This window comes from Planctomycetaceae bacterium, from assembly GCA_041398785.1.
In the GTDB taxonomy this organism is placed as follows: Bacteria; Planctomycetota; Planctomycetia; order Planctomycetales; family Planctomycetaceae; genus JAWKUA01.
In genome coordinates this window covers 1-25,723 of record JAWKUA010000040.1, presented here as the reverse complement: position 1 = coordinate 25,723, position 25,723 = coordinate 1, and the positions used below count along the sequence as shown (strand labels likewise).

At 59.7% G+C, this 25,723-nt stretch carries 19 protein-coding genes, 1 tRNA gene and 2 pseudogenes; 13 read left to right on the top strand and 9 right to left on the bottom strand.

Translation table 11 applies throughout. The annotated features are described in order from the left end of the window. Positions 1–89: 89 nt before the first annotated feature. Together R3C19_26075 and R3C19_26070 are read right to left on the bottom strand one after the other, a co-directional pair. Positions 90–965, bottom strand: coding sequence for a DUF58 domain-containing protein (locus R3C19_26075; GenBank protein ID MEZ6063829.1), 876 nt, complete (start codon positions 963–965; stop codon positions 90–92). 342 nt (positions 966–1,307) lie between these two features. Then, a pseudogene (locus tag R3C19_26070) lies at positions 1,308–2,365 on the bottom strand (transposase). Positions 2,366–2,621: 256 nt separating this feature from the next. Between R3C19_26070 and R3C19_26065 the strand changes: the two are divergent. From R3C19_26065 to R3C19_26050, 4 genes and pseudogenes are all read left to right on the top strand, one after another. Beyond that, positions 2,622–4,038 (top strand): annotated as a pseudogene (locus R3C19_26065) (IS1182 family transposase). 262 nt (positions 4,039–4,300) lie between these two features. Then, complete coding sequence (locus tag R3C19_26060) at positions 4,301–4,900, top strand: nitroreductase family protein (protein MEZ6063828.1); 600 nt, start codon at positions 4,301–4,303, stop codon at positions 4,898–4,900. Positions 4,901–5,011: 111 nt separating this feature from the next. Then, positions 5,012–5,338, top strand: coding sequence for a hypothetical protein (locus R3C19_26055; GenBank protein ID MEZ6063827.1), 327 nt, complete (start codon positions 5,012–5,014; stop codon positions 5,336–5,338). Between the two features lie 320 nt (positions 5,339–5,658). Next, the gene (locus R3C19_26050) at positions 5,659–7,050 is read left to right on the top strand and encodes an excinuclease ABC subunit UvrC (protein ID MEZ6063826.1); all 1,392 of its coding nucleotides are present in this window, start codon (positions 5,659–5,661) and stop codon (positions 7,048–7,050) included. Between the two features lie 62 nt (positions 7,051–7,112). Here the strand turns inward: R3C19_26050 and serC are convergent, their stop codons facing one another. Next, positions 7,113–8,195 carry a 3-phosphoserine/phosphohydroxythreonine transaminase gene (gene serC / locus R3C19_26045; protein ID MEZ6063825.1) on the bottom strand — a complete coding sequence of 361 codons (1,083 nt, stop codon included), beginning with the start codon at positions 8,193–8,195 and terminating at the stop codon, positions 7,113–7,115. Between the two features lie 318 nt (positions 8,196–8,513). Here serC and R3C19_26040 point away from each other — a divergent pair, with 318 nt between their 5' ends. The 6 genes from R3C19_26040 to R3C19_26015 all read left to right on the top strand — a co-directional run bounded on the left by R3C19_26040 (position 8,514) and on the right by R3C19_26015 (position 14,604). Beyond that, positions 8,514–9,533: a ribose-phosphate pyrophosphokinase gene (locus tag R3C19_26040; GenBank protein ID MEZ6063824.1), complete on the top strand. Its 1,020-nt coding sequence runs from the start codon at positions 8,514–8,516 to the stop codon at positions 9,531–9,533. Positions 9,534–9,791: 258 nt separating this feature from the next. Next, a complete protein-coding gene (gene mutS, locus R3C19_26035; protein ID MEZ6063823.1) occupies positions 9,792–12,506 on the top strand; it encodes a DNA mismatch repair protein MutS in 2,715 nt (904 codons plus the stop codon). A gap of 176 nt (positions 12,507–12,682) precedes the next feature. After that, positions 12,683–12,755 (top strand) — tRNA-Thr (locus R3C19_26030). A 196-nt stretch (positions 12,756–12,951) separates the two neighbouring features. After that, entirely contained in the window at positions 12,952–13,473 is a 522-nt protein-coding gene (locus R3C19_26025; GenBank protein MEZ6063822.1) for a hypothetical protein, read from the top strand. Positions 13,474–13,522: 49 nt separating this feature from the next. Continuing rightward, positions 13,523–14,122, top strand: a complete 600-nt coding sequence (locus R3C19_26020; GenBank protein MEZ6063821.1) for an NUDIX hydrolase — start codon at positions 13,523–13,525, stop codon at positions 14,120–14,122. A 2-nt stretch (positions 14,123–14,124) separates the two neighbouring features. Beyond that, a complete protein-coding gene (locus tag R3C19_26015; GenBank protein MEZ6063820.1) occupies positions 14,125–14,604 on the top strand; it encodes an NUDIX domain-containing protein in 480 nt (159 codons plus the stop codon). A 15-nt stretch (positions 14,605–14,619) separates the two neighbouring features. Here R3C19_26015 and serS read toward each other — a convergent pair whose 3' ends face one another. From serS to R3C19_25995, 4 genes are all read right to left on the bottom strand, one after another. Continuing rightward, complete coding sequence (gene serS / locus R3C19_26010; GenBank protein ID MEZ6063819.1) at positions 14,620–15,915, bottom strand: serine--tRNA ligase; 1,296 nt, start codon at positions 15,913–15,915, stop codon at positions 14,620–14,622. 72 nt (positions 15,916–15,987) lie between these two features. After that, on the bottom strand, positions 15,988–16,155 hold the full coding sequence (locus tag R3C19_26005; protein ID MEZ6063818.1) for a hypothetical protein: 168 nt from the start codon (positions 16,153–16,155) through the stop codon (positions 15,988–15,990). Positions 16,156–16,217: 62 nt separating this feature from the next. Further along, positions 16,218–16,409, bottom strand: coding sequence for a hypothetical protein (locus R3C19_26000; protein MEZ6063817.1), 192 nt, complete (start codon positions 16,407–16,409; stop codon positions 16,218–16,220). A gap of 211 nt (positions 16,410–16,620) precedes the next feature. Beyond that, positions 16,621–17,991 (bottom strand): dipeptidase, encoded by a 1,371-nt coding sequence (locus R3C19_25995; GenBank protein MEZ6063816.1) that lies wholly within the window; start codon positions 17,989–17,991, stop codon positions 16,621–16,623. A 285-nt stretch (positions 17,992–18,276) separates the two neighbouring features. Between R3C19_25995 and R3C19_25990 the strand changes: the two genes are divergently transcribed. Beyond that, positions 18,277–19,455 carry a hypothetical protein gene (locus R3C19_25990; protein ID MEZ6063815.1) on the top strand — a complete coding sequence of 393 codons (1,179 nt, stop codon included), beginning with the start codon at positions 18,277–18,279 and terminating at the stop codon, positions 19,453–19,455. Positions 19,456–19,721: 266 nt separating this feature from the next. On the opposite strand, the gene R3C19_25985 is transcribed toward R3C19_25990, so the two are convergent. Next, positions 19,722–20,954 carry a PQQ-binding-like beta-propeller repeat protein gene (locus tag R3C19_25985; GenBank protein MEZ6063814.1) on the bottom strand — a complete coding sequence of 411 codons (1,233 nt, stop codon included), beginning with the start codon at positions 20,952–20,954 and terminating at the stop codon, positions 19,722–19,724. Between the two features lie 416 nt (positions 20,955–21,370). Here R3C19_25985 and R3C19_25980 point away from each other — a divergent pair, with 416 nt between their 5' ends. Continuing rightward, a complete protein-coding gene (locus R3C19_25980) occupies positions 21,371–22,333 on the top strand; it encodes a response regulator (protein ID MEZ6063813.1) in 963 nt (320 codons plus the stop codon). A 105-nt stretch (positions 22,334–22,438) separates the two neighbouring features. Here the strand turns inward: R3C19_25980 and R3C19_25975 are convergent, their stop codons facing one another. Next, positions 22,439–23,530, bottom strand: coding sequence for a hypothetical protein (locus R3C19_25975; GenBank protein ID MEZ6063812.1), 1,092 nt, complete (start codon positions 23,528–23,530; stop codon positions 22,439–22,441). A gap of 284 nt (positions 23,531–23,814) precedes the next feature. Between R3C19_25975 and R3C19_25970 the strand changes: the two genes are divergently transcribed. Then, positions 23,815–25,620 carry an Hsp70 family protein gene (locus tag R3C19_25970; GenBank protein MEZ6063811.1) on the top strand — a complete coding sequence of 602 codons (1,806 nt, stop codon included), beginning with the start codon at positions 23,815–23,817 and terminating at the stop codon, positions 25,618–25,620. The last annotated feature ends 103 nt before the right edge of the window (positions 25,621–25,723 follow it).

Here is a 25,723-nt window from a genome sequence, read left to right as displayed (position 1 = left end):
ACGTTCGTCAACGAAAACAGTGCCTTGCCGGAGCATCGCCGGACGCATCAGGCTGCGAGAAACCCGCGACAGCATTCCGCCCGCAGGGCTCAGCCGCTGCCGGTGCTGCGAATCATGCCCAGTACCAGTTCGTCAAACGGCATCTCCGCGTCGGCAATCGTGCAGCCGATTCCGTACTTCGAACAGTACTCGCGCAGCGATGCCAGAAACGCAGCGAACCGCGCCTGATAGGCCTGCTGGTGCTTTTCCGTTATGACCAGATTACGAACTTCTCCCGTTTCGGCGTCGCACAATTCCACGTCGCCCAGCAGCAGAGGATTAGTGTCGCGCCGGCTGGACAGTTGAACGATATGCGGTTCGTAGCGGTGGTACCGCAGCAGATCGATGCCGCGCTGAAAACCGTCCGGATCAAACAGATCGCTGAGAACAACCGCCAGTCCCCTGCGATGCGAACGATGGACGAATTGTGCTGCCAGTTCTGACAGACTGGTCGACGCTCCCGCTGGCTGCAGCTTTTCCAGAAACTGCATCAGACTCAGGATGCGAGCCTTACCGCGAGTCAGCGGAAATTCGTCAATCAGCCCGTCGGCGAACGCAAACACGGAAACGCGATCCAGATCCGCCAGAGCGATGTATGCCAGCGCGGCGGCGACCTGCCGCGCGAGATCGAATTTCGACGTATCTCCCGCTGCCATGCTGCGAGAACAGTCCAGCAGCAGATAGACGTGCAGATCTTCCTCTTCCTGAAACCGCTTCAGCAGCAATTCGTCATGGCGAGCAAAGAGATTCCAGTCGAGATACCGAAAATCGTCGCCGGGGTAGTATTGTCGATGATCCGCGAACTCAACTCCGCTGCCGACGGCCGTCGTCCGGCGCTGAGCCATCATCTGCCCGCGAAACACTTTCTTCGAAACCAGCGACAGGTATTCCAGGCGAGTCAGAAAGTCAGAATTGAAAAGCGGCATAATGCAGAGTGATCTATGGTCTGCAAAAACGTCGGGCTGGCATGCTTACCCACAAACGGATATCACGTTATCGGGATCCGGTACTTTTCAGGCGCGCGGCAGATGAGAATTTACCATTTCAGAGCGGCAATTGCTTCACCCTCCCGTTTCAACGGGAGGGTCGCCGATCGAATGCCGTTCAGGCGTTCGATCGCGGGGAGGGTGACCACGGCGAATTTCCGTTGCGTGGACGCCCTCCCCTCGTTTGATCGCCTGCACGGCGATCAAACTTCGACCCTCCCATTTCAACGGGAGGGACTATTCTCATCTGTCGCAGGCCTAAGGCGTGCGGCAGTTGAGAATTTACCTGCCGCGGGGTTTGAGTGGCTTGATGGTGACGTCGTATTTGCTGAGAGTTGTTGATCGTTCGAGTCGGGCGTTGATTTGTTTCATTTCGGCGTTGGTGACCGGAGCGTCATTGTGATACGGGTCGTCGATCTTGTGAACGCTCGGATGTTGACCACACCAGGTCATTCTCAGGGCACACGCGCGGACGACGTGCCAGCAGGTCAATAGCACACCGTTCCATTTCCGCTGCAGCGACGACCAGCAGCGTTCGATCGGATTATATTTGCTGTGATACGGCGGGTAATAAATCAGTCGAACCTCCAGGCCCGAGAAGTCGGCGAACTGAACCATCCGGCGAAGAAACTTTCGCGTGACTCCCGAATTCTTCGGTCCGTTGTCGAGATAGATCACCAGACGCCGAATACCCCGGCAGCGACTGCGAACTCCTTCCCACCACAGCGTCAGGCCGTCGCCCCAAAAGTCGCTGCATTCACGCGTCCCGAAGATCAATGTGAGCAAACCACTGGCCAGTTCCAGCACACCGAACGGAACCAGCTTGTCTTTGGTCGGCGGGTCATGGTCCCACGCCTTGACGACGTTTCCGTCGCTGTCGGTTCTGGTTTTTTCCCCCTGAGAGTATTCGCCCAGTTTTACTTTGGCCTTCGTGTCGACCGAAATTTCCAGTGTTTCCGGGTCATCGGCGGCAGAAGATCGCACCGCCTTCACGTTGTCAAAGATCGCATCGGTGTGTTCCGTTTTCTTCAGAGGTTTGCCTTCTGAATCCGCTTCAGCCGATAGTTCATGCGATTCAGAATGTCGCGAAGCGTGCGTTCGCTCGGCAGTTCGGCTTCGGTGTAACCTTTTTCCTGCAGCGCCGCTCGCACCTCCGCGGCCGACAGGTTGGTGTAGAGCCGCCTGGTTTTCAGTTCCGGGTCCGGCTGCGTGTGTGGCTCGACGATCAGCCGGATATCGATGGCCAGTTGCGGGTGCTGCTGTTCGGTCGGCCGGCGTCCCCGGTTGCCGCTGGACGGCCGACTGGCAAGCTGCTCCCCGGTCAGAGCCCGTTCGGCCATTCCCTTTTCGATCGTCTTACGTCCCCAGCCAAACCGATACTCCGCCTGCCGCGAACTGCCGTTACACAGCGTGCTGCAAACATCCGCGAGAAACATCCGCCGCCCCGATCCCCGCATCTGACGGGCCGCCGAAATCAACAACTGATCTGCTCCGCCATCCATGGCAATCCCCCTTGTTCACTCACCTCATCCCAAAACCGATTCCCCCGTAGTGTCTCGCCTCGATCCCATTGCATACAGACCAGTTTACAGGGAAATTCTCATCTGTCGCACGCCTAAGTTTCGCGAATGGCAGCCGGATGCGAGCTGGCTGTTTCCGCCGTCGCCTCGGGACTGGCTGCCCGAAGATCATCTGGTTTATTTTCTGCTGGATGTCACCGCTCAGATCGATGTCTCGCCGATCGTTGACGATTACGACACCGGCAACGGTGGCCAGCCGCCGCCTTGCCGGGCAAGCCGAGAACGCCGCATCCGCGGATGATGCTGGTGCTGTTGCTGTATGCCTACAGTCAGGGGGTGTTTTCGTCGCGGAAGATCATGCAGCGGTGTGCGACCGACGCGGCCTTTCGAGTCATCGTGGGCGAAGACATTCCCGACTTTCGCCGGATTGCCGAATTTCGGGCCCGGCATCTGCAACACCTGCAGCCGCTGTTTCTGCAGGTGCTGATTTTGTGCCGCGAAGCCGGTCTGCTGAAGGTCGGACGGTTGTCGCTGGACGGCACAAAGATCAACGCGAACGCTTCGCGGCACAAGGCGATGAGCTACGACCGGATGGGGCCGGAAGCAGAACGCCTGCAGCAGGAAATCGATGCTCTGCTGGCTCGGGCCGGTGAAGCGGATGCCGACGACGATGATCAGTTCGGCGATCTGGCGGGCGATGAGATTCCCGACGAACTGAAGCGTCGCGAAAGCCGGCTGGCGAAGATTCTGGAAGCACGGTTTGCGTAGCATGCCTGAGGCATGACCTGGCTTTGGAAGAAGAGGCTCGACAGAAGGCCCGGGACCATGTTGACCGGATGGAAGCCGAAGGCCGCAGCCATCGCACCAACCCGGACGAAGCGGTTCCAGATCCGAAAGCGCAACGCAATTTCACGGACCCGGAATCGAAGATCATGAAGACTTCGAACAAAGGGTTTGACCAATGCGGCAACGCTCAGGCGGTGGCCAACGAGCAGCAGATCATTGTTGCCGCCGACGTGACCGATCAGGCGAACGACGTTCGTCAGACCGTGCCGATGACCGATCAGGCCCTCGAGAATCTGGAGGCCGCTGGCGTCGAAGAGAACGTTGGTGCGTTCACCGCTGACACGGGTTATTTCAGCGAAGACAACATGAACGCTCTGGACGCCAATGACCGCATTGATGATGTGTTCATCGCGACCGGTCGTCAGAAGCACAACGAAGCGGTTCCCGATTCGCCGAAAGGCCGGCCGCCGCAGAACCTGACGGCGAAGGAAAAGATGGCTCGCCGGAACCGGACAAAGAAGGGCCGCAGGGAATATGCCCGGCGGAAGGTGATCATTGAACCGGTGTTTGGTCAGATCAAACACGTTCAGGGGTTTCGCAAATTCCTCCTGCGAGGCCTCGCGAAGATGAAGGGAGAATGGACGCTGGTGTGCCTGACTCACAACTTGCTGAAGTTGTTCAGAAGCGTTGCGCCGGCAGTCGGCTGAACAGGCTGTGGCGCAGCCGTCTGCGCGGATTCCGCGCTGCCATCACCACTCCGAGCCTGCGTGTCCCGCCCATTTTCCGCACCGTCCGCCGACATCTTCTGCAGTCGGACGAGAGATTCAAAAAAATCAAAAACTCCACCCCAAAACCCAACCACTCAAACACCACTTCCCGGACAAACACCTAGAATCGCATCGTGCCCCGCTGCCGGTGGCCTACACTTCCGCCGCGCAGTTGTTTCGAATTTTCCGGAGACCAGCTTTCATGGCGAACCTTCCCGACCCGCTGCAGCATCGTTCGGCCGAATTTCCCATCAGCGATATTTTTCTGCGACGCTGGTCACCTCGCGCGATGAGCGGCGAACCGCTTTCGAATACGGAGCTGATGACGCTGTTCGAAGCTGCTCGCTGGGCACCGTCGTCCTACAACGAACAGGAGTGGCGGTTTCTGTACGCCCGCAGAAACAGCGATCAATGGGCAGCGTTTTTCGACCTGCTGGCGGAAGCCAATCAGACGTGGTGTGCGAACGCGGCGGCACTGATTGTCGTGCTGTCTCACAAAGTGTTCGAACGCAACGGCAAGCCGAATCGCGTGCATACGTTTGACGCCGGAGCCGCCTTCGAAAACCTCGCGCTGCAGGGAGCCGTCATGGGACTGGTGGTTCACGGGATGGCCGGCTTCGATCAGATTGCCGCGCGAGAAACGCTGAATGTTCCGGATGACTACGCCGTCGAAATCATGGTGGCGGTCGGTAAACCCGGCGATCCGGCAGATCTTCCCGACGGAATGCGGCAGGCAGAACAACCCTCCGGACGCAAACCGATCGTCGAATTTGTAATGGAAGGCACCTTTCGCGGCGCGTGAGTTTTCAGCGTGCAGGGTGATCGGCGCCGACGTCACTTCGCCGTTGACGTTCGTCGACCCGGCGTGTTCTAATAGCCGCCCGTGCAATCCCGTGCAGAAGGGCCGACTACGATGCCGGACAACGAAAAACCTGAAGATTTTCCGCTTGTGGAACGCTTCAAAAAGGCGGAATACCTGGCACGAGCTCTCAGCGAACACATGCGTCAGGCCTATCTTCCGAAGCTTCTGGAACTGCGCGCCGCCAGCAAGGAATTCGATGCCGAAGTTGTCAGCGATCAACAAATGCTGGACAGAATGCTGGCGGTGCTGGAGGCCGAAGATTTCGCCGGCGATGTCTATGCCAAACTTCGAGCGTATCTGGTCAGCATCCAGACAGAGATGAGCCCGCTGCTGTTTGTTGAAGACGACAGTCGCCAGGAAACGGAAGAAGTGACGTAGCCGCCGACGTTCGGGCCGTTCGCAATGCACGGGCCGCCGTAAACATCGCTGACGCGGCCGACCGTTCGGCGTTTTCGGCAGTGACGTCTGCCCCATGCATGGAATCGCAGACTGCTCTGCGCAGAACAAACCTCGCTGTCTGTTCCTGACGCGAACGGGTCGTTGACCGGCACAAAGCAGACGCACGTGGGAATCACGCAGCAGCGTTTTCCGGTGAAACAAAGGACACATTGGTCTCGACACCGACACCCGCTACGATTGCCGCTGCGTCACCGTGTGGTTTCCGGCCGGGCTGGCTGCAACGAGCCGCTGCTTCTTCCATGACGAATCCCGAAACTGAACATCACAGCGTGGATCTGCCTCAGAACCACACGGCCGAGCCGCTTTCGCCACGGGAAAAAGTGCGAGAATTCCCGTCGTCCCCCGGTGTTTACCTGATGAAGGATGCTCAGGGACGAGTCATCTATGTGGGAAAAGCGGTCAATCTGCGCAGCCGCGCGGGAAGCTACTTCAACAAGGCGGCCGAGGTCGACCGACGCACCGCGGAACTGGTGACAGAAATCGCCGACATCGATTACGTCGAAACCGACAGCGAAGTCGACGCGCTGCTGATGGAAGCCCGGCTGATTAAGGATATTCAGCCGAGGTTCAACGCGCTGCTGAAAGACGACAAGACGTTCCCGTATCTGCAGATCACCACGCGTGAAGACTATCCGCGAATCGAATTCACGCGTACGCCGCAGCCCAGCGGAGTCAAGCTGTACGGTCCGTTCACGAACGCCGGTCAGCTTCGCGGGACGATCGCCGTCCTGCAGAAGATCTTTCGGTTTCGCACCTGCAGCCTGGACATTGACGCCGCTGACGAACGCTGGCGCTGGTTTCGGCCGTGCCTGCTGGCCAGCATCCGGCAATGTACGGCTCCGTGCAACCTGCAGATCAGCCGCGAAGACTACCGCGAAGACATCCGCCGGCTGAAGCTGCTGCTGGACGGCAAAAAGTCACGCCTGCTGAAACAGATGGAAAAGCAGATGCAGCAGGCGTCCGCGGAACTGAAATTCGAAAAGGCGGCCCGCATCCGCGACGACATTCAGGCCATCAACACACTGAATCTGCGAGGCGACCTGGAACAGCATGTCCAGCCGGAAGTCTTCTACATCGATCCCAAAAAAGGGCTGGCGGGACTGAAGAAGGTGCTGCAGTTGAAGGAAACGCCGCGAGTCATCGAAGGCATGGACATCGCTCATCTGCAGGGCGGCGAAACGGTCGCCAGCATGGTTCAATTCATCGACGGACTGCCGTTCAAGCACGGCTACAAGCGCTACCGAATCCGGTCGGTCGAAGGCGTTGACGATTTCGCGTCGATGCGCGAAGTCGTGACACGCCGATTCCGCCGTCTGTCTCAGGAAGGCGACGCGTTTCCGGATCTGCTGCTGATCGACGGTGGCAGAGGCCAATTGAACGCAGCGGTCCAGGCCATGCTCGACATCGGAGTGACTCCGCCGACAACAATTTCGCTCGCCAAGCGGGAAGAAGAAATCTACGTTCCCGACAAAGACGAACCGCATCGTCTGAGCCGTCATTCGTATGCGCTGCGGCTGCTGCAATACGTGCGGGACGAATCGCACCGCTTCGCACAGCACTATCATCACACGCTTCGCCGCAAGGCTCAGTTCGACGGCATGCAGCGCCGCGGACGCAGGGCCGCCGAATAGGCCGGATTCCGCGCGTCCCCCGCGATCGGCACCGAACACGTTGCCGGATGCTGACCGTTGCCCTACCCGGCCGCTTCAAAGTCCTTCATGAACTGAATCAATGCGTCGACACCGGCCGGAGGAAATGCGTTGTAAATGCTGGCTCTCATGCCGCCCACGCTGCGGTGTCCCTTCAAAGCGCTGAAGCCGCTGGCTTCGGCCTGCCTGACGAATGCCGCATCCTTCTGTTCATCGCCGGTGACGAAACAGACATTCATCAGCGACCGGCTGTCTTCGCGCGCTGTCGGCTGAAACAGGCTGCTGCTGTCCAGGAAGTTGTACAGCTTTTCGGCCTTCGCCTGGTTGCGCTGCTGCATGCCTTCCAGTCCGCCGCCGGCTTTGATCCAGCGGAAGACCAGCATCATCAGATAAATGCCGAACGTCGGCGGCGTGTTGTACATTGACTCATTGGCCGCGTGAGTTCGATATTGCATCATGGCGGTGAGATCTCTGCCGGCGCGGTCGACCAGTTCGTCGCGAATGATGACCAGCGTCACGCCGCTGGGACCCAGATTCTTTTGTGCTCCCGCATAGATGATGCCGTACCGGGACACCTCGATCGGGCGGCTGAAGATGTCGCTGCTGGCATCGCAGACCAGAAACGCGGCGTTGCTGAAACCCGCCGGTTCATGCGCGAACTGAGTGCCGAAGATTGTGTTGTTCGATGTGAAGTGAACGTACTCCGGCGACTCGCTGAAATGGTTTTCGATCGGGATGTAGTTGAAGTTTCGGTCTTCGCTGGAACACACGGTATGCACGTTCCCAAACAACTTCGCTTCCTTGACGGCCTTCTGCGACCACGATCCGGTGACCAGATAATCAGCCGTCCGATCGGGCGACAGAAAGTTCATCGGAACCATGCCGAACTGCAGCGACGCGCCGCCCTGAAGAAACAGCACTTTGTAGTTGTCAGGGATGCCGGCGATCTCACGGCACAAAGCCTCCGCTTCCTCCGCCACGGCGACAAACGCCTTGCCGCGATGTGAATGTTCGCAGATGCCGACTCCCGTTTTTCCCAGCGACAGCAGATTGTCGCGGGCTTCCTCAAGGACACTTTCGGGCAGCACGGCCGGGCCGGCGGAAAAATTCCAGATGCGATTTGTCATCGCGGGGCTTTCGATGGAGTGATGGCTTTCGCTGCCGAACATGCCGCAACGGCGTTCGGCGCGACGTCAGCTCGCAGACAACCGGGCTGACGAAACGGGGATTCTAGAGTCGAATGCATGGAATGCCAGAAAGCCCGCGCGCTGTCCGCAGGGTGACCCCGTGCAACGAATTTCGCTTCGTGCCGGAGAGATGCCGCGCTGATCGACGGATTACGGAAAGCGGACGGCGGACTCCGCTTGAGTTACCATTTCCCACCGATAAGATGCCCGCTCGCCGCCTCACGAACCCGTCTTCGACCCTGCCCCGGCTCGTCATTCATGAATCCGGTTTCCAACTCGCCCGACAGTCGACAGGGGCCGCGTCTGCACCGTTTTCAGCCGCCTCAGGGAGATCTGGCGATTCTTGCGGGCTCCGGGAATCCCGTCTTCGCTCAGAAGATCGCCAACGAACTGGGAGTGCGGCTGACTCCCTGCCAGGCTCAGGTGTTCAGCGAAGGCAACGTGTTCGTGCGGATTCTGGAAAACGTCCGCGGCCGGGACACATTCATCGTGCAGGGAGTTCACCAGCCGGTCAATGACAACTTTGTGGAACTGCTGTTCTGGATCGACGCGCTGAAGCGCGCGAGTGCTCAGAACATCACAGCCGTCATCCCGTACTTCAGCTACGCGAAGGGCGATAAGAAGGACGAGCCGCGCGTGTCGATTCGTGCTCGCGTGTGCGCCGACGCCATCGAAGCGGCCGGAGCCGACCGCGTGCTGACCATGGACCTGCACAGCCCGCAGATTCAGGGCTTCTTCAGCGTTCCGGTCGATCATCTGTATGCTCGCGCGGTCATCTGTGAGCACATTCAGACGCTGGGAATCGACAACCTGGTGATCTGCAGCCCGGACGCCGGATTCGCCAAGTCAGCCGCCGCGTTTGCCAACCTGCTGGGAGTCCCCGTTGTCATCGGCAACAAGACGCGCACCGATCATTCCGAACAGGCCGAAATTCTGGAAGTCATCGGCGACGTGAAAGGCCGCAATGTGCTGATGGTGGACGACTTCACAATCACCGGCGGTTCACTGTGCAGCATGGCGGAAGTCCTGAAGGAGCGCGGCGCCAGAGAGATCTATGCCGCGGTGTCTCACGGAGTGCTGTCCCGCGGCGCTGCCGCCAGAATTCAGAACAGCCTCATCGAACGAATGTTCATGACCGACACCATCGAAGCCCCCTTTGAACCACTGACGCCAAAGCTGGAAATCATCTCCGTCGCCCCGCTGTTCGCTCAGGCCATCCGCAGCATCCACGACCGAACCAGCGTCAGTATGCTGTTCCCGGATGAAAAGCAGGTGTGAGGCCGCGGGACAAGTCACGAACGTCAAACCGGGTGTCTCGGGTTTGACGAATCCCGACGTCGGGTTCGCGGGAAGGCGGAGCCTTTCTGGCAGCGAGTTCCAGGGTTGGAGCACTGGAACGAGGGAAACGAGGGATGAGGGAATTGAGAATAGCGAATTGAGAATGCGGCGTGGCTTAGCGTCCTCCATTCTCAATTCCCAACGTCCAGTATCCTGCCAGCCGTATTTTTTCCACTTCGACCTCCGCAGGAACAAGCGGTGACCAAGCTTAGCCCCATGATGGAACGCTACAGGGAGGTCAAGGCCGAGAATCCCGGCGCGATCCTGCTGTTCCGGATGGGAGACTTCTACGAGCTGTTCTACGAAGACGCCCAAAACGCCGCGCGCGTGCTGGGACTGACTCTGACCAGCCGCGACAAGTCGTCCGAAAACCCGATTCCGATGGCCGGGTTTCCCTATCATCAGCTCGACAACTATCTGCAAAAGCTGATCCATTCCGGCTTCCGCGCGGCCATCTGCGATCAGGTGGAGGACCCGAAAACGGCGAAGGGACTGGTCCGCCGCGAAGTCACGCGAGTCGTCACACCGGGCACGCTGACGGAAGATGAACTGCTGGATCCGCGTGAAAGCAACTTCATCGCGGCCGTCGCGCCTTCAAAAACCAATCTGGGTCTGGCCTGGCTGGAAGTGTCCACCGGGCGGTTTCTGGTTTCGGAAATCGAACCGGCCGTGCTGCAGGACGAACTGGCGCGGATTCGGCCGGCCGAATGTCTGGTTCCGGAAGGTGCAGCGTCCGACGGTGACCTGCCTGTCAAGCGAGCGGATCTTGGCGGACCAGTCCTGACCGCTCGCCCCGCGTGGTGTTTTTCCAGGGACGATTCGCTTCGTTTGCTGAAGGAACATTTCGGCACGAAGACGCTGGAAGGCTTCGACATTGACGAAGATTCACCCGCCGTGACGGCTGCGGGAGCTTTACTCGATTACATTCGCGAAACTCAAAAGGCCGCGCTGCCGCACATTGTTCGCATGGAATCGTACCGACGCCAGCGGCACATGGTGATCGACGAAGCCACTCGCCGCAGCCTGGAACTGACGCACACCATGCGTGAAGGCCGGCGCGAACAGAGCCTGCTGGATGTCATTGATGAAACGTCCACACCGATGGGAGCCCGCCTGCTGGCCGACTGGCTGTCAAGTCCGCTGACCGACATCGAGCAGATCAGTCAGCGGCTGGATTCCGTGCAGGAACTCGTCAGCGACCTGACGCTGCGGGACGATCTTCGCGACCTGCTGAAACAGATGTACGACCTGCAGCGACTGACATCCCGCATTGCCACCGGTCGCTGCAGCCCGCGAGATCTGACCTGCCTGGCATCGACTCTGGAACAGCTTCCGAAGCTGCGGGCGAAACTCGCTCAGCGAAACGCCAAACGGCTGCAGACGCTGGAACAGCGTATCGATCTGTGCCCCGACGTTCGTCATGTCATTCAGGAATCCATCGTCGACGAACCACCGCTGACCGTTGCCGACGGAGGCGTGATTCGTCCGGGATTCAACGCGACTCTGGATGAGCTTCGTGATCTGTCCAAAGGCGGCAAGCAGTGGATCGCCGCCTACCAGGCAAAGGAAAGCGAACGAACCGGCATTCCCAGCCTGAAGATCGGCTTCAACAAGGTCTTCGGCTATTACCTGGAAGTCACCGGAACGCATCTAAGCAAAGTTCCTGATGACTACATCCGCAAGCAAACCCTGAAGAATCAGGAACGCTACATCACTCCGGAACTGAAGGAGTACGAAGACAAGGTTTTGCGGGCGGAAGATCAAAGCAAGGCTCTGGAGCAGGAGCTTTTTTCGAAACTGAAGGCGGAAGTCGGCGAACACGTCGCCAGGCTGCTGTCCACGGCGGATGCCCTGGCGGAGATTGATGTGCTGGTCGGTCTGGCGGTTCTGGCAGCGGCCGCGGATTACTGTCGGCCGGAAGTCTGTTCTGAACCGGTGCTGGATATTCGCGAAGGACGTCACCCGGTACTTGACCGATTGATGCCGTCCGGCGAATTCGTGCCGAACGACGTGAGGCTGGGAGTGGAAGCCGTCCGGCGCGACTCCGGTTCCGTCGAACCCGGCGCAGCGCAGGCATTTGCGACGGACGACCAGGCAGATCCGCGTTCCAGCGAAATGCCGGAGCATGCGAACAATGGCCTGGTTCAGATCATCACCGGGCCGAACATGGCCGGCAAGAGCACCTACATTCGACAGGCCGCGCTGATCACGATCATGGGGCAGATGGGGTCGTTCGTTCCGGCGGCGTCGGCCAGGATCGGGATCGCCGACCGCGTCTTCGCGCGAGTCGGGGCCAGCGACGAACTCGGCAGGGGGCAAAGTACGTTCATGGTCGAAATGACCGAGACCGCTCGAATTCTCAACACGGCCACCGACCGCAGCGTTGTTATTCTGGACGAGATCGGCCGTGGTACCAGCACGTACGATGGCATTTCGCTGGCCTGGAGCATCACCGAATACCTGCACGACGAAACGCGCTGCCGCACTCTTTTCGCCACGCATTATCACGAACTGACCGACCTGACTCGCACGCTGAAACACGCGGCGAACTGGCATGTGTCGGTTCAGGAAAACAACGACGACGTGATCTTTCTGCACCGCGTCATCGAAGGCGCGGCCGGGCGCAGTTACGGAATTCATGTGGCAAAGCTGGCAGGAGTCCCGCGGCCGGTGACAGAACGGGCAGCCACGATTCTGGAGACTCTGGAAAACCAGCACGTCAACGACGATGGTCGCCCAGCGGTCCCCGAACGCCAGACTCGTTCACAGCGCAAACAGCAGTTGAGCCTGTTCGAACTGCCGGAAGACCCGCTCGTTGACGAAATCCGCTGCCTGGAATTCGACAACATGACGCCGATGCAGGCGATGCAGGAACTCTACCGCCTTCACCAGGCAGCCTCGAACCGAAAGTAACATCGCCGTGTCCCTGCCCCGCAGCCAAACACACCCCGTCATTCCCGCGCAGGCGGGAACCCAGCCGCGCTGCACGCTGGCAAACAACGTTTTCCCACTTGCAAAGCGGACCACTGATTCCGATACTTCCCGACACTTCGACGCGGGCTGATTCAACCGGTCGAATGTCCGAATTTGCCGCCGTAGCTCAGTTGGCAGAGCGATGCTTTCGTAAAGCATAGGTCATCAGTTCAAGTCTGATCGGCGGCTCTTCATCACGCTTTGTGTTGTGCAAAGCGGCATGACTTTCGATTTCCTAACGCTCGCACGGTTTCGTCGCGAGCGTTTTCTGTTTCCGACTGGCGTTGGCTCAAACCACGGAAGTTTGCTTCTGCCGCTGGCAGAGCATTTTCAGCCGATGGAGCCTGATTTTCTGCCGGCCGCGATCTGATTTGAAAGACGGATAATGGATGGTTCGATGGTGCTTCCGCTGATTGCCCGAGTGGCTCACGTTGGCGTTGCCATTCTGCTGGTCGGCGGGACGGCGTTCAACTGGCTCGTACTGATGCCCGCGATGCAGGGCGAATCTCCCGAGTTGGCGCAGAAGATCCGTAACCGCTGGAAGAGGTTCGTGCATGTGGGAATTCTGCTGTTCCTGACCAGCGGGTTCTACAATTACCTTGCCGTCACCGGTCCGCAGCACAAGGGTGATGGCACCTACCACATGCTGCTGGGAATCAAGATTCTGTTGGCGCTGGTCGTGTTCTTTTTTGCGTCGGCATTGGTGGGACGCAGCGCGGGGACTCAGAAGATTCGCGACGACGCCAGGAAGTGGATGGGAGTCGTGCTGTTGATCGCAGCCGTGATCGTCGGGATCTCCGGATTCGTCAAAGTCCGCCCGTCGCCGGCGGGTTCGGTCGATTCGGCTTCCGCTTCCGGGACCGACGCGGACGCTTCAAAGCCGGCCGACAGCGGTGAGACACGATAGAACCGGAAGTCATCGCGTATCCTGAACGTTCAATTCGTCCGCAACTGTGATGAACATACCGATTTCGAAATACGGCAATTTTCAGCGGTGCGTTCCGGCCGGCGATACTCACGAACGCGACGTCTGTCGTGACTGCGGCTGGGTTCACTATGAGAATCCCCGCATCATCGTTTCGGCGGTTTGTTGCTGGGAACAGCAGATCCTGTTGTGTCGTCGAGCCATTCCGCCGCGGTATGGATTCTGGTCGCTGCCCGGCGGGTTTCTGGAAATCGGGGAAACCGCGGAAGAAGGCGCCTGCCGTGAGGTTCGGGAAGAAGCCGGCGCAGACGTTCGCATCCGGTCACTGCTGGCGACGTACTCCATCCCGCGAATCGGGCAGGTGCATCTGGTGTACCTGGCCGACCTGACCGGTCCCGCAATGCAGGCTGGCGACGAATCGCTGGACGTCGGACTGTTTCCGCCGGCGGAATCGCAACTGCCGTGGGACGAACTGGCGTTTCCCGTCAATCACTGGACGCTGCGGGACTATCTCAGTCTTAACGGCAGGCCTGTGCTGCAGCCGTTTACGTCGCGACCGGAACACCGTGGTCAGCGAATTCCCGATGTCGCGTTTCACCCGGACTTTCCGCCGCCCGAAGGAGGACTCTGACGATGTCCGGCAAGAGCAGCTCCCCGAAAAGCGGTTCGCGGGACAAGCCGCCCGCCAAAGAACCTCGTTCCTGCGGCTTCCTGATCGTGACCGGTGATCCGGTCGAATCGTTTCTGCTGATGCGACATCACGACCGCTGGGATCTGCCCAAGGGCCACGTCGATCCGGGTGAGACGGATCTGCAGTGTGCCTTGCGGGAGCTGGAAGAAGAAACCGGCATCGACGAAAGCCACATCGAAGTCGATTCCGGGTTTTGCTTCGAACACCGCTATCAGGTCAGCGGCAAGCGTTACGGCAGGGGAACCGGGCCTGTTGAAAAATCGCTGCTGATTTTCCTTGGCCGTCTGCCGGAAAAGCGAGATCTGGTGCTGACAGAACATCCCGGTTTCAAGTGGTTCGACTGGTCGCCGCCGCACAGGATTCAGGCAAAAACAATCGACCCGCTGCTGGCGGCGCTCGAACAGCACCTGCGGTCGCATTGAATCCCGCCGGCTGCGTTACGTCGCGCTGGTCGCCCGCGGCGTGATCCGGTCCGTGCCAACCCACTGTCTCAGGACTTCCGGGATGACGACGCTGCCGTCGGCCTGCTGATAGTTTTCCAGGATGGCAATGATGGCTCGCGCGCAGGAAATCGCGGTGCCGTTCAGCGTGTGGACGAACTGAGTTCCCTTTTTGTCCGGTGACTTGCAGCGGATGTTCAATCGCCGAGCCTGGTAGTCGGTGCAGTTCGACGCCGATGTGACTTCGCCGTATTCGCCTGCATCGCCGCGGCCCGGCATCCAGGCTTCCAGATCGAACTTGCGAAACGCCGGCCCGCCGAGATCTCCCGTCGCCGTGTCGATCAGGCGATAGGGAATCTTCAGAGCCTGGAAGATCTCTTCTTCGATGCGAACGACTTCCATCTGGAACGCGTTGGATGCTTCGACATCCGGAGCCGTGAAGCCGAACATTTCGACTTTTGTGAACTGGTGAACTCGATAGATGCCGCGAGTCGCTCGGCCGTGAGCACCGGCTTCGGTGCGGAAACAGTGAGACAGACCGGCCACCTTCAGCGGCAGGTCGGCGACATTGAACGTCTGGTCCTTCCAGGCTCCGCCGAGCGTGATTTCGGCCGTCGCCACCAGGCTGAGATCGGAATCCGCGACGCTGTAAATCTGAGTCTCGTCGCCGCGCGGGTTGAAGCCGATGCCTTCCAACACGGAATCGCGAGCCAGATCGGGCGTTGTGAACAGCGTGAAGCCTTCGCCGCGCAGCTTGCTGAGCGCGAACTGCACCAGCGCCATTTCCAGCATCACGGCGTCATTCTTCAGGTAATAGAATCCGTGCCCGGCGACTCGCGAACCGGCTTCGAAGTCGATCAGGTCCAGCTTTGCGGCGATGTCGACGTGATCCAGCGGTTTGAAGTCGAATTTTGGTTTGTCACCCCAGACTCGGATTTCCGCCGCGTCGTCTTCGCCGCCGACGGGAGCATCGGGGTGAGTCATGTTGGGGATCTGCGACTGGTGTTCGCGCAGTCGCTGGTCGAGGACTTTTTGACTGGCTTCCGTTTCGGCAATCTGTTCGCGCAGCGACTTACCCTGCTCGATCAGTGCCGGGCGTTCGTCGGACGAGGCCTTCGGGATCTTCGCCGACACTTCCTTTTGCTGTCGGCGAAGTTCGTCCCCTGATGCGATCAGCGCGTTGCGTTCGTCGCGCAAAGCGATGACGGCGGCGACATCGACGCTGACGCCGCGGTCGCGGCAGTTTTGTTCGATTTGATCTTTGTTGTCGCAGATGAACTGCAGGTCCAGCATGAATGTTGTCTTTCGGTGTCCGTGTTCACAATTCGTTTGAGCCGGGTGCGGGACCACGGCTGAAACCGGGTGTCAGGCGGCGTCGACGGCGGCGTAAACCTTGCCGCGTTCAGTCAACCATTCGACATCTCCCCGCTCTGCCCGCTCCTTCACTTCTTTCAGAAGCTGAACAGTCTCGGATTCGTAGCAGGGTTCGGAAGGATCTTCATCCGGAATCACCATCTCGACCTTGATCGCCACGACATATTTGTCCGTCTGAACAAGCCGCGTTCGGCGAATTCGCTTTCCGGAAATCTGCATCGCTACGCTCTGTCAAAGAAATGAACTGTTACCAGTTTAGCGACTCCGCTTGATTCCAGGTGGGACCAAACTGCGTTGAACTCCGCTCCGTCCGGAAGTGTCTTAATGACGTCAACGGCCGGGTTTGGCACGGCATCCGGCTTCTCGGCCAGCAACTCACCATCCTGCATGCCGGCAACCGCCTGCCATTCCATGATACCACGCTATTCCAGACGTTCGGAGGCGTGCAGGCCGATGACGTACTTTTCCTCAGCAACCAATCGCCGAAGGGTCCTGAATAGCTGGCTCATCCTCGGTGACTCCGCCGGCTGAAACGCGAACGGTCGTGAACCGCGGGGATTTCAAAAACCGCACTGACGGCCCGGTCTTCGACCACGGGTCATGCGTCGCGTGACGCAGGCCGCGTTACGACTTCACACCGGCCAGCGCTTCCCAGAGGTATGCACTGGCTGTGATCCCGTTGTGGAAGTCGGCGACGTGAAAATGTTCGTTCGGACTGTGCAGGTCGTCGGTATTGCGGCCCCAGCCGAGCAGCAATGTATCGATTCCCAGAATCTGCTGAAAGCTGGACACAACCGGGATGGAACCGCCTTCGCGGATGAAAACCGGAGCGTTGCCGAACGCCTTCTGCAAAGCTTCGCTGGCCGCCGAAATCCACGGACTGGTCGGATCAAACACGAATGCCGGGCAGCCGTGAAACCGCAGAAAATCAAATTTCAGGCCCGGCGGAACCTGTGGTTTCAGGAACGCTTCCAGAGCATCCAGAATCTTCTTCGGCTGCTGAGTCGGCACCAGTCGGCAGGTGATCTTGGCCATCGCTTTTGACGGCACGATGGTCTTGGGGCCTTCGCCGGTGTATCCGCCCAGAATTCCGTTGATGTCGCAGGTCGGTCGCGTCCAGCGGCGTTCGAGAGTGGAATAGCCGGCCTCTCCGAACACCGCGCTGCTGCCGGTTTGCTTCAGAAATTCGGCTTCAGAAAACGGCAGTCTCGCGAATTCCGCCTGCTCCTTTTCCGTCAGCGGAGCGACATCGTCGTAGAAGCCGGGAATCTGCACGCGACCGTTTTCGTCCACCAGGCTTCCGCACAATCGTGTCAAAGCGTTGACGGGATTGGCCACGGCACCGCCGAAGACGCCGCTGTGCAGATCCTTCGATGGACCGGTCAGCTGCACTTCGGCCGCCACGATGCCTCGCAGGCCGTACTGGATCGCCGGAACGCCGTCTCCGTACTGGCTGGAATCGCTGATGACGGCGACGTCGGCCTTCAGTCGATCGGTGTTGTCCTTCAGGAACAGGTCCAGGTTGTTGCTGCCGACTTCTTCTTCGCCTTCGACGACGAACTTGATGTTCACGGGCAGCGACCCGGTTTCCTGAATCCACGCTTCGATAGACTTCAGGTGAGTGAACAACTGGCCTTTGTCATCGGTGGCTCCGCGAGCATAGATCTTTCCGTCGCGGACGGTCGGTTCGAACGGCGGTGACGTCCACAGCTCCAGAGGATCGGGGGGCTGCACGTCGTAATGGCCGTAGATCAAAATCGTGGGCCGCGATTCGTCTGCGATGCGTTCGCCGTAGACGATCGGGTGGCCTTTGGTGGGATTGATCTGAGCGGTCAGCCCGGCCGCTTCCATTGCCGATCGCACGAACTCAGCACAACGCTGCATGTCCGGTTTATGCCTTGAATCCGCGCTGATGCTGGGGATGCGCAGAAAGTCGAAAAGCTGTTCCTGCGCGGCATCGCGTGTGGATTTGAGCCGACTGATGATGCTGTCCATAACCGTGGGGATCTCTGGTTGAGTGCCGTGGTGTGTTCGGCGCGAAGCGGCCGGGACCGGTCGCCTGGGCCGGTGTCGAGTGGCGTAGCCTGGCAACCGGTGGAGCAAATCTCCAGGCAGCCGACGCGGTCGTTCGCGGTTCAGCCCGCGAATTTCCGAATTCCGCCGAAATCACGTTTCGGACACGACGCGTTGCGGCATCCGGCAGTAGCGACGCTGCGATCGGTCGGCCGACGTATGCTCGCCTTCCGCAGATTTTCAGCGACCAGCAATCGGAGACCGGTCATGGTCCAGGCAGCACGCATTGTCGAGCATCAGATCAGGCTTAACATGGCCGAAATGACACGCATCGACGGCGAACTCATGCAGAAACACCTCCCCGCACAGCGACGCGCCGAACTGACGGAACGCCTGAAAGTTGTGAAGGCCGCAACCACCGGCTGGCAGAACAAGTACTTCGCGCTAACCGGAGTTCGCTGGACCTCTGTCGACATGGCTCCACTGCACGTGCGAGTGAACGGTCAAGAGGTGTACGAACAGGAGCAGGCTCGCAAGTACCGCGAGATGCGCAAACGCGTTGATCCGACCATACTGAAGCAGATGATTGAACAGTACCAGGGGCGGATCCAGGAAGTTGATCTGAAGCTGTTTCGCATCAAAGGATATGTCAACGAAGAAACTCGCTGGCCGGAAGCGACATTCAAGGACGTGATGCGGGAAGTCGGCAAGGGACTCTCCGAAAACTTCGTGCTGCTGGAACGACACATTCCCTGGGATCTGAAAAACAACACGATTCCATCCATCGAAGCAGATCTTGCCGCCGCACGAAGCGCTTTGGCGATCGACAAGACCACTGGCAACTTCCGCGAAACGCATCGCAATCTGGTACGCGCTGCTGACAAGGTGAATCTGGCACTGGATGCGATTGAGCGGCATCGTTCGGCCATGCAGAAGGGCGGCAAGGCGGCGATTGCCTACATCAAGTGGGGTTCGATCATCGTCACCATGCCGGTGACGGCTGCCGCAGGAGGCGGGATGGCGGCGGTGGGAATGGCGATGTCGTCGAAGTTCGGCGAAGAAGGCGGGACACTGCTGGCCCGTCATCTTGGCGGCGAAAAACTGACACCGGAAGACTACAGAAAAGCGCTTGGCGAAATTGCTCTGGCGGGCGGAACGGCCGCCATCGGCGAAATCGCGCAGGCATTCGCCCCGCAGGTCGCCAGCCGGGTCTACAGAACAGCCTCTCCGTCAAAAGCGCAGGTCGAATTGGTGGCCGAAAAACTGTCAACCGTCGTCGCCAACAATTTCGAACAGGCCATGAAGGCCGTCGGCAACATGATGGAAGGCAAGCCGGTCAAGTGGGACTGGTGGGCCAGCGCCGTGTCGCCCATGATTCCCAACAAGGCCCTGTCAGACGCCGTCAAGGAAGAGAGCATCCGAGAAGGTGTCGCTGCACAGCGATAAGGCGTGCGGCAGATAAGAAAATACCCTCGCACCGCGGGTCGGAGTTTAATCGCCGTTCAGGCGATCAAACGAGGGGAGGGCGTCAGCGCAGCGTGAGTTTCGCATGCGTCGCCCTCCCCGCGATCGAACGCCTGAACGGCATTCGATCAGCGACCCTCCCGTTGAAACGGGAGGGTGAAGCAATTATCGCTCTGCACTGGTCACTGCTCATCTGCGGATCGCCTAACGAACGACTCGCACTGCCGGATCCGGAAGGCGCGCACCGTTTACTCACTGATGTCGTAGCAGCACAGGATTTCCTGGTCTCGCAGATACAAGCGACCGTTGGCGACGACGGGATGAGTCCAGACGCGGCCCGCGTCGGCTCGCTGTTCGGATTTCGGTTCCAGGTCAAAGCGGCCGTGTTCCTTCCAGCCATCGGGGCTGGCTTCGGCCAGTACGCAGGTTCCGCCGTCTTCGCTCAGACAATACAATCGGCCGTCGGCGAAAGTCACCGATCCCTTGCCCAGCGCACTTCGTTCGTTCCAGACCATTTCGCCCGAGTCGAACTGCTGGCACATCCAGCCGGGACCATCGCTGTATCCGTAGATATGTCCGTCGATCAGCACGACACCGCCGTGATGATTCTTCATGACCTTGTTTTCGTAGATCGGTTCAATTTGGTTCTGCGGACTGATGTTCAGCAGCAGACATCCCGCGCCGTAGCCGGCTGTGGCATAGACGAAACCATTCTTGTAGATCGGTGTGGGGATCACGGCCGTGCTGCCGGGGAAATCATGTTCCCACAGCAGTTGGCCGTCGTCGGCCGCCAGACCGAAGATCTTCTTTTCCGTAAGCTGAATGTATTCCCGTCGGCCATAGTGATTGACCGGAACGATTGACGAATAGTGGGCCCCCACTTTCACGCCGTCTGACTGCCAGAGCTTCTCGCCTGATTTCAGATCGAAAGCAGCCACGGTGCCCTGACCGCCGCCGGGAGTACAAACGACTCGCCCGGCATCGATCAGCGGGGATTCCGTATAACCCCAGCCGGGAACGCTGCCGCCGAGTTCCGTCAATTCAACGGACCAGTTCACGGAACCGTCAGCCGCGGACGCGCAGACCAGTCCGCCTCTGCCGCCAAGACCGACGACCAGTCCGTTCGCGACGGCCGGAGTTCCGCGCGGTCCGTCGCCCCAGTTGTTGTCCAGCCGAGGACCGACGGGAGTCCGCCACAACTTTGTTCCGTCGTCGGCCTTCAACGCGATCAGATATTCGGTGTCGCCGTCGGCACCCATCGTGAACAGCGTGCCGTCGACGACAGCAACGCCGGAGTACCCGATTCCGGCTTCTGTGGACGTCCACAGTTTCTTCGGGCCGCCTTCCGGCCAGGACTTCAGCAGTCCCGTTTCGCCGGACACGTCGTCGCGATGCGGGCCCCGCCACGTTGGCCAGTCGGCCGCGTGGCACAGCGATCCGGTTAGCAAAACCAATACGGAAACCAGCGACAGAACCTTCATCTTTCACCTTACAAACAACAGGAAAATCAATCGACGCAGGACTCGGCGCGGGAAGTCTAGCAGCCGTTCGCAGCAGTGTCAGGTCAGTGTCTGTGCGTGCGCACGCAAGGGACGGCTTAGGCGCGCGGCAGATGAGAATCTACCCGCCAGCCGCTATCCCCGGTTCTCTGCGAACACAACCGCAGTTAGCGCTGTGCGGCTTGCGGGCAGGTAGCAGTTCATCTGCCGCGCGCCTGTCCGGGCTCCTGTTGACAATCACGGAATTGGAATCCGCCTGCGACGGCGGTCGCTGGCGTGGTTGCTTCCGCGTGGGCGTTTCAGAGCTCCGGGTCGCCGCCGGCTTTTCGTCGGAATCCGGAGTTGGTACGGTGTGAATCTGATAATCCGGCAACTCGCAGGTTCAGGAGTTGGCATTGATGACGCAATCCGGCACTGCAAGGGAAGTCGTGATTCTGTTCGTCGATGATTCGGCCACTGATCGGACTCGCGGAGTCGGACTTCTGCGAAAGCAGCGGCCGGAATGGGAAATCGTCGATGTACCCAGCGCGTCGGATGGCCTGAATGAACTGGGCAACCGCGAGATTGACGTTGTTGTCACCGATCTGGTGATGCCGGAAATGGACGGTCGCCAGTTTCTGCAGGCCGTCATGGAACGCTACCCGACGATTCCCGTGGTGCTGGTGACGTCGCAGGGCAGCGATCAGATTGCCGCGCAAAGCATGGAACTGGGAGCTGTGAACTACGTTCCGAAGCGCCGGCTTTCGGAAGATCTGGTGCCGGCTCTGGAAGACATCCTGAAGGCCGGACAGGATTCGTCGAAAGCCCGCGACGTGCTGCGCCACGTGATCCGGAATCGTTCGCTGTTTTCCATCGACAATGACCTGGAACAGATTCGATCGCTGGTGCATCTGGTGCGAACGCGACTGCACAGCCTCCACCGGCTTCGCGCGGACACTGTCGCCAGCCTCACGGCCGCGGTCCGCGAGGCACTGCTGAACGCCTACTTTCACGGCAATCTGGAAATCGACAACAACCAGCGGAACCGTTCGGCGGATGATTTTGTGGAGCAGGCCCTGAGCCGCTCACGAGATTCCCGGTTCGCGGGACGGCAGATTGAACTGGAAATGCACCTGGAGCCCGGAGAGTTGCGGTTTCGGATCGCTGATGAAGGCCGGGGGTTCAATGCCTCCGAAGTTATTGCCCGAGTACGACAGTCCGACCCCGCGACGACCAGCGGACTTCACGTGATTTGCGGCGAAGTCGATGACGTTTCCTTCAACGACACCGGCAACCAGATCACGCTGACCAAGACGCTGCGATCCACCGCTTCCGAACGGTGTCGCTCGAACCCGGAATTGAACACGGCGCCGGCGGAATAAGCCACCATTGGCGCCGCGACAGTACCGACGGCACGCGCCGTCTTTCGGATAAGCATCGTTGCGCCGGTCACTCGCCCTGGACGCGCAATGGTTGCGGTTCGGTCGCTAAAAGTGGGCGGTGATGCCAAGACCCGATGTGAATTCGCTGGAACGAGTCTGGTCCGCGCCGGAACCCGGTGGCAGCCGCTTGATCATCTCATTCGCGCCGACGTTCAGGTTCAGGTCCACCGATGCCTTATAGCCTCCTGGCCGGGCGTATTCGGTCAGCTTCAGATCCAGGCTTCCCTTGCCGCCGTATTTCGTGGTTTCGGCATCCTGTGTGGCGAACATCATCGTCTGCAGTGTCAGGCGACTGACACCGAACGCCTTCTTATACGAAATCCCCAGGCCCAGATCGAAGCGGTGCTGATTCTGCCACGGGGCGTCCGGACTGGGGGCGTTCCACGAATAGGCTCCGTGAGCGTTGAAGTCCAGCCCCTTGATCACTTTGACTTCGACATCGCCCCGCACACTGGCCTGAGCGACGCTGGCGTCCTGAAACGTAATGCCCGCTTCAAACTTGACCTTCACCTTTTCCCAGGTGGCTGTGGTCAGCATCGTCGCGCCGACTTCTCGCTTGGACGGGACGAACTTGATTTCCTTCGCGGCGATTTCCACGTTGCCCAGCACCTTGAACTTGACCAGTCCCTGAGTCAGCTTCAGCAGCGGTTCCGTGACTTCATCACCGGCTTTGAAGTGATACATCACGATGGCACTTTCCAGCGCCAGACCGGCTCCGACGATGTACAGCAGCCCCTTATGCTTATCGACCCAGATGCCGACGGGAGACTGTTTCCAAGCGCATTCGAGTTCCTTCAGACTCTGTTCCAGCTTCCGGTACGCCGCCGTTCCTTTGGCCGTCTTTTCCAGTTCCTGGAGAGCGACCGTTTTGGCCGGCGCGGACACCGCTTTTCCCAGCGCTGCCGCTTTGGCTCGAACGTCTTCGCTGCTGACGGCTTTGCCCTTGCGCTGTTGATCGATCAGTTCCTTCGCCTGCTTCGTAGCCGCTTCTTCGATGGCCGTCTTGACTTTGGGATCGTTCAGGATTCGCTGAATAGTCTCCGGCGATTCCAGCAGCGTCTTTTCCGCCACCTGCAAAGCCAGCACCAGCGATTCCTGAGCCGCATCCAGCACAGAGCCACACTTTCCATCAGCCATTGTTGTATCCTTGTGTCGTCGGCACCGATGTGAGGGACTTTCAAACGCGCACGGCACAGCGCCAGACCTTCATTCTCATTGTTTCGCCGCAGGAGTTGCCTGGAAACCCGAATTTTCAGCCCGCTCGCGGGGTCCGCCGCCCGTGGCTTCCCGCATGCCGGTAGAACCTGCCGCCATCAGACGCGGCTGCGGGAATCGAAACTCCGCGATTTGCCAGCCTTTCGCCACTGCGGTATTACTTCGGACATTCCACACCGCACCTCGCAGAACGCCTGCAGGATTCCATGACAGACGCGAACGCTCAATACGCCGTGGGTATCGACCTCGGCACAACCAACAGCGTGATTTCCTTCGTGAAGCTCGACGAAGACGCTCCAGCCGCTCAGGTGCTGCCGGTGCCGCAGTTGGTGGACCGCGCCACCGTCGAAGCTCGCCCGGCACTGCCTTCGTTCACCTACCTGGCAACCGACGCGGAAGCTCAGGCCGGAGCGTGTGACCTGCCGTGGGTCGCCGGTGCCGACTATGCCGTCGGGGAATTCGCTCGCCGGCAGTCGGCCGACAACCCCGATCGCACTGTCGGAGCCGCCAAAAGCTGGCTGTGTCACGGCAAGGTCGATCGCCACGCGCGAATTCTGCCGTGGCAGGCTCCCGAAGAACTGCCGAAGATCTCTCCCGTCGACGCGTCCCAGCGATACCTGGAACATCTTGTCGAAGCGTGGGACGCCGAGTTCCCCGATTCGCCGATCGCTCAGCAGCACGTCGTTCTCACTGTTCCCGCCAGCTTTGATCCCGCCGCGCGCGAACTGACTCGCGAAGCTGCGCTGAAGGCCGGACTTCCGGACGATCTGGTCCTGCTCGAAGAACCGCAGGCGGCCGTCTACGCCTGGCTACAGCAGATGGGCGACGGCTGGCGGAAGACTCTGGAAGCCGGAGAGACGCTACTGGTCGTCGATGTCGGCGGAGGAACCACCGACCTGACTCTGGTGGACGTCGTCGACGAAGACGGTGACCTCAACCTTCGTCGCAAAGCCGTCGGCGATCACCTGCTGGTCGGCGGCGACAACATGGACCTGGCTCTGGCTTACAAGGCGTCGCAACTGTTTGAAAAGCAGGGAGTCACGCTTGACCCGTGGCAGTCGGTGTCGCTGTGGCATTCGTGCCGAGCGGCGAAGGAAAAGCTACTGGCGGAAGACGGTCCGGAAACTCACACGGTCTCGGTACTCGGGCGAGGCAGCAAGCTGGTCGGCGGAACGATCAGCGTTGAACTGACTCGCGACATCGCATCGAAGCTGCTGACCGACGGCTTCTTCCCGAAATGCAAACCCGACGAGAAGCCTCAGCGAGCCATGCTGACCGGCTTTCAGGAAATCGGCCTGCCGTACGAAGCCGACACCGGCGTGACTCGCCACATTGCCGCGTTTCTGGCTCGTCACGGTGACGACGACGGTGCGGTGCGGCCGACTCACGTGCTGCTGAACGGCGGCGTCTTCCGAGCCGACGTGCTGCGTGAGCAGTTAATGAAGGTGCTGGGAAGCTGGTTCAAACCCAGCGAACGACCGGCTCTGCTTGCGGGAAGTCACGATCTCGAAAACGCGGTGTCGCTGGGAGCATCGTTCTACGGCTGGACGCGAGCCAACGGTGCTCTGCGAATTCGCGGCGGCACCGCTCGAAGCTGGTACGTCGGCATCGAAACCGCCGGCCTGGCCATTCCCGGAGCACCCCGGCCTCTGCGAGCACTCTGCGTGGTGGCTCAGGGTATGGAAGAAGGCACCGCCGTCGACGTGCCGTCATCGGAGATCGGCCTGATCGTCGGCGAACCGGCGAAGTTCCGCTTCTTTGGTTCCACCGTTCGCCCGGAAGATCAGCCGGGAACGCTGCTGCCGTCATGGAGCGACGACGAACTTGTCGAAACGGTGAACCTGGAAATGGAACTCCCGAAAGACGACGACACGGACGAAACGTGGGTGCCGGTGAATTTCCATTCAAAGGTGACGGAACTCGGCGTTCTGGAACTCTGGTGCGTCCACAAACAGTCCGACCGCCGCTGGAAACTGGAATTCGACGTCAGAGAGAAGGACGACGGTGCGTAGTGAGGTGGTGCAGGGTTCAGGGACAACCTGTTCTCTTATTTCGGGTGGTTGGTGAGTGATTCGAACTGAGCCGGGGTGAGGTATTTGAGGCTGGAGTGTCGGC